The 3,467-nt window shown below is 37.7% G+C and carries 2 protein-coding genes; one reads left to right on the top strand and one right to left on the bottom strand.

Annotated features, from left to right (window positions below; translation table 11 throughout):
* The first annotated feature begins 98 nt into the window (after window positions 1–98).
* Window positions 99–500 (top strand): (deoxy)nucleoside triphosphate pyrophosphohydrolase, encoded by a 402-nt coding sequence (locus ACVPON_RS07210; protein WP_462877650.1) that lies wholly within the window; start codon window positions 99–101, stop codon window positions 498–500.
* Window positions 501–513: 13 nt separating this feature from the next.
* Here ACVPON_RS07210 and ACVPON_RS07205 read toward each other — a convergent pair whose 3' ends face one another.
* Window positions 514–3,384, bottom strand: a complete 2,871-nt coding sequence (locus ACVPON_RS07205; protein ID WP_462877648.1) for a DUF3427 domain-containing protein — start codon at window positions 3,382–3,384, stop codon at window positions 514–516.
* Window positions 3,385–3,467 lie beyond the last annotated feature (83 nt).

Raw genomic sequence — 3,467 nt, 5'->3', positions numbered from 1 at the left:
AAGTCATGGAGTTACTACCAAAATATAACTCGGTGACAGAATGTCTGAATAATGTTTTTTAAAGCGAAATAACTATAAATGAATGAATGGAGGGTATCATGTCAAAAAAAATTATCAACGTCGTTGCAGCTGCGATCAAAAAAGATGGAAAATATTTCTGCGCTCAACGTCCTGAAGGAAAAAGTCTTGGAGGTCTTTGGGAATTTCCAGGTGGTAAACTTGAGTTAAGGGAGTCTCCTGAAGAAGCACTTGTCCGGGAAATTCAAGAAGAACTCGCTAGTGAGATTAAGGTCCTCAATTATGTTAATGAAACTTCTTATAACTACGATTTTGGAACAGTTATTATGAAAACTTATGAGGCCGAACTTCTATCAGGGGATCTAACCTTGTTAGAACACCAAAATTCCAAATGGCTATCCCCTTCAGAATTACACCAATTAGACTGGGCCCCAGTTGACCGTCCTGCTGTTGATTTGTTAAGTAAAAATGAGATTCAGTAAGAACCTCATTTTTTTATTTTGTTGTTAAATAATGGAATAAATCAGCTTTGACTGGCTCCTTAAGTGAAAAGAGCATACTAACAACACTTTCTCCAGCCTTCTCCATTTCCTCCGCACTACCCTCAATATAGCTCAATGGTCCTAAATAATAGAAATCACCACCTTCAGCATCATCTTTGATGACAAATAATTCTAAGCGTAAACCATTTTCATTAGAATCAATAATTTGTTTCACATCCGGAGATTTTAAAGTCCGCTTGTTCTTAGAGAACCATCTCAATATTGACTCATTTAAAAGCTCATCTTCATACTTAATTGTATCACTAATATCCTCACTCTTGTGGTAGGTAATAAATATCGGACAAGTATTTGTTTCCTTATCGATCTTGTAACCACCTATATTCAGTGGCGGTTCATCTCGCCTGGTGTTTAGCAGTTTCAGCACATCTCTGCGAGAGTACTTCTGGCCGAGAGTAAATATCTGTGGATAATCCTCTGATTTAAGTAGACCTGTTTCCAGTACATCCATAAAGAAATCATAGTAGACAGAATCATTCTTCAAGACTTCTAATACCTGTTCATGTAGAGTATATACCTTACCTGTTCTTGAAACGAGCGCTTCTATCCCAAAACGTTTTTGTTCCTGAGCTTTTAGAAAAGATAGACGAAGCACTCTTTCTACAGAGGTAATAACTTCACTTGAAGTATCCAAATCTTTGTGAACTAGTTTTTCAATGAAAGAATGGAACTCTAACTCTCCACCATGCTCCACCAGTAGTTTTAATAAAATAAGCTCATGCGGACGTTTACCACTCAAACATTCAAAAGTGATAAAAGACAAGAAGCTCTTAGCCACATCTGTAAATTGAATCGATTGTTCTCCAAATTTCGTGACAACATCCGCATAATCTTTGAAAGCATTGTTATCAAAAAAAGTCAGTGGCTCCATTCCATTATAAATCACAAAATCTTTCAAAAATGGCTGACGCCCTAATTTATTCTGCAAGGCTACATAACTATCTCGCAAAATTTTCATACTGGAAAGACTTGTATTAGTAATGGAGTCAAAAATCTGCTTCCGGGCAACTTCTTCAAAATTGATCGTTGTCAAACCACTAATCAGGTTAGCCTCTCGTACTTCACGACGATAATTATCCTTATTCATCGACTGGTCACCAAATAAGGCTACTGGAATTAAGTAGTTATTATGATAATTTCCAATAAAATCAACAATTGTCACATAATCTTTCGAGGGATGTTTACGAAGACCACGACCAAGTTGCTGAACAAAAATAATACTGGATTCTGTATTGCGAAGCATAATCACTTGATTCACACTTGGGATATCAATCCCTTCATTGAAAATGTCAACTGTAAGTAGATAATCTAATACCCCATTCTCGAGTTTTTTAACCGCTTCTTCACGTATTATTTGACTATCATCTCCGGTCAATGCCTGTGTACGAAAACCTCGCTGATTCAAGAGGACGGATAATTCACTAGCTTCTTTTTTGCTGGAACAAAACATCAGTCCACGAACAACTTCCCCGCTGTATCCGTAATAAGTGATTTTTTCAATAATGTGTTGAACACGCTGTTCAGACACCAAGGTTGAAAAATCTTCATCCTCTCCAATCAATTTGCCATCAACCGTAATATCAGTCACTCCAAAATAATGGAAAGGACACAAGAGATTCGCATCCATAGCATCCTGCAACCGAATCTCATAGGCGATATTGTAATCAAATAGCTCATAGATATTTTGTCCATCGGTCCGTTCAGGTGTTGCAGTCATCCCCAACAGAAAATCCGGTACAAAATAGTTCATCACCTTCTTATAAGATTCTGCACCGGCTTTGTGTACCTCATCAATCAAGATGTAATTGAAAAAATCTGGTGCAAAACGTTGTAAATGCCCATCACGTGACAGTGTTTGAATAGTCGCAAAAATATATTTCTTGTCCGAAATATCGACCCCAGATTTGTATATACAGGCTTCATCATTAGTGAATCCAAGAACGCGCTGAAAACTTTCCAAAGACTTACTTAAAATCTGCTCTCGGTGAGCAACAAAGAGGACCCTTTCTGGGTTTACTTGGCGAACATCAAAAGCTGATAAATACGTTTTTCCTGTTCCAGTAGCAGAAATAACCAAGGCTTTTTCAGCACCATTTTCCCGTACTTCTCGCAGGCCAGCTAGAGCTTGCTCTTGCATTTCATTAGGTGCAACCTTATCAGTTTGATAAACAGATGTAGACTCTTCCTCGATATTTATGACCTGAATAACCGACTTACGTTTTCGTTTATAAGATTCAATAATATCAGCTGTCAAGGACCTTGATAAAGCCCAAATTCGGTCAAATTCTTGTTTCGTTTGATGTACCAAATCCCCATTATCTGTCGAATTTAACTTGATATTCCACTCATAATTTTGTTTCAAAGCTGTCGCTGTTAAATTTGAGGAACCTGCAATCAATACCTGCTTGTTTTCTTGTTCAAACAAGTAATACTTTGAGTGCAGTTGCATTGATTCATGAGAGATTCGAGCCTCCACATTCGGTAATCGCAACAAGTCATACATAGCTAAAGGATCATTGAAATCAAGATAAGGTGAGATTAATATCTTTCCTCTCACACCCCGCTCAGCCAAATCAGCCAGCTGTGCCTTAATCATAGAAATCCCAGACTGAGTGACAAAAGCCACCGAAAAATAAAAGGCTGTACTCTTGAGCAATTCCTCCTGTAAGTCGGTCAATACAAACCGCTTTTCCTCAGCATTATTAATCAAAATCTTGGGAGCGTAAGTCACATCTCGGAACTGTACCCGATCAATAAATCCAAATTTCACCGACTCCAATAATCGAGCCTCAAACATTGACACCATAATAAAGGCTCTATAATTTCTGTAGTGGGTAAATCCACTGTAGAGATTATGGAGCCTTTTTGAGTATAGAAAAAAAGTCCCAT

The sequence above is a fragment of the Streptococcus sp. 1F3 genome (assembly GCF_054968985.1).
Note: the sequence above shows the minus strand (reverse complement) of the source record. Positions and strands in the feature narration are given on the sequence as shown.

Bases quoted from the DNA above. Each gene is read 5' to 3' on its own strand.
- ACVPON_RS07210 (WP_462877650.1), top strand. From the start codon at position 99: ATGTCAAAAAAAATTATCAACGTCGTTGCAGCTGCGATCAAAAAAGAT.
- ACVPON_RS07205 (WP_462877648.1), bottom strand. From the start codon at position 3,384: ATGGTGTCAATGTTTGAGGCTCGATTATTGGAGTCGGTGAAATTTGGA.